Raw genomic sequence first — 1,159 nt, 5'->3', positions numbered from 1 at the left:
ACGGTGATCGGCATCAGCCAGCGCTCCTTCGGCGTGGGCGGTTGCATGACCTGGTGGTGCGACAACGGGATCAACAACAAGCCACCGGCCAGCAGATGCAGCGCCACGGCCGTGCTCATCGCCAGGACGCGCGATGTGTCGATGCCAAGGGGACGGGAAGAAACCTGCGATTGCGTGCGAACCATCATCCACCTCCAAAACGGAACTGCGGAAAGGACCAGCGCGGCCCGGACGCACTACACCATCCGGTAGCGTAGGTTTACCGCAGCGCGCACGGCTGCACAAGCGACGCGTAGCGTCGGCTGCAAGCAGCCCGGTCGATCGTGGGTGGAATGGTGCGTGGGCAATCGGCGCCATGCCCGCTTGCGTGAAGCGTGGGAGGTGCCGCCGTGTCGCTCGATGCGTCAGGAAGGTGCGAGCGGCTGTGGGCGTGCTTGCGCCCCGCGTACCTCATTGACCAGTAGCTGCGGTGCGTGGTCAGCTCCCACCGCCGTCGATTGGCTGCAACGACGCGTGCTGAAAACGATCCATTGCCCGCACGCAAAACCGACGCGAGCAGTGGCGATCAAGAAAAGCCCAGCCCCTTCCGGGGCTGGGGAAACGACAGTGACGGGAGAGACGTCAGTAGTCGTACGACACCGAGAACATGGCGTAGCGGGGCTGGGTGAAGAACGCGCCCATGCCATAGGTGTTGGAGAGGGTGAAGGCGCCATCCTCCCAGGTGGAATCGACCTGCAGCGGCTTGCGCTCGTTGAAGATATTGAAGGCCTGCAGCGTCATGGCGAGCTTGTTGTCGGCGAACGCGGGGCGATAGGTCAGGCCCAGGTCGACGATCTTGGTCCACGGCAAGCGGCCGGCATCGCCCGGACGCGAGGGCTGACCATTGCAGATGTGGTGGGCCGAGCCGTAACCGATTGGATCGCCAGCGTCGGAATCTTCGCTGATGCCGTTGATGCTGACATAGCCAAGGCATGACTTCGGCGTGCCCGACAGGATGCGGATGTTGCCGGCAATCAACCACTCCGGTGCGATCTGATACGAGCCGTATAGTTTGATCTGATGGCGACGGTCGTTGGCCAGATAGCCGCCGGAATACCACATCAATGCAGCGGCATCCCAGTCCTGCGTCTTGGAGACATCGGTCTGGCCGATATCGGAT

2 pseudogenes are annotated in these 1,159 nt (G+C 62.8%); both read right to left on the bottom strand.

The window, feature by feature from the left end:
- A pseudogene (locus EO156_RS00045) lies at positions 1–188 on the bottom strand (energy transducer TonB); the annotation flags it as partial.
- A 433-nt stretch (positions 189–621) separates the two neighbouring features.
- A pseudogene (locus EO156_RS00040) lies at positions 622–1,159 on the bottom strand (TonB-dependent receptor); the annotation flags it as partial.

This window comes from Xanthomonas sp. DAR33341, assembly GCF_003992815.1.
Taxonomy (GTDB): Bacteria; Pseudomonadota; Gammaproteobacteria; order Xanthomonadales; family Xanthomonadaceae; genus Xanthomonas; species Xanthomonas cissicola.
The sequence above is the reverse complement of the archived record's forward strand: the minus strand, read 5'-3'. Positions and strand labels throughout refer to the sequence as shown.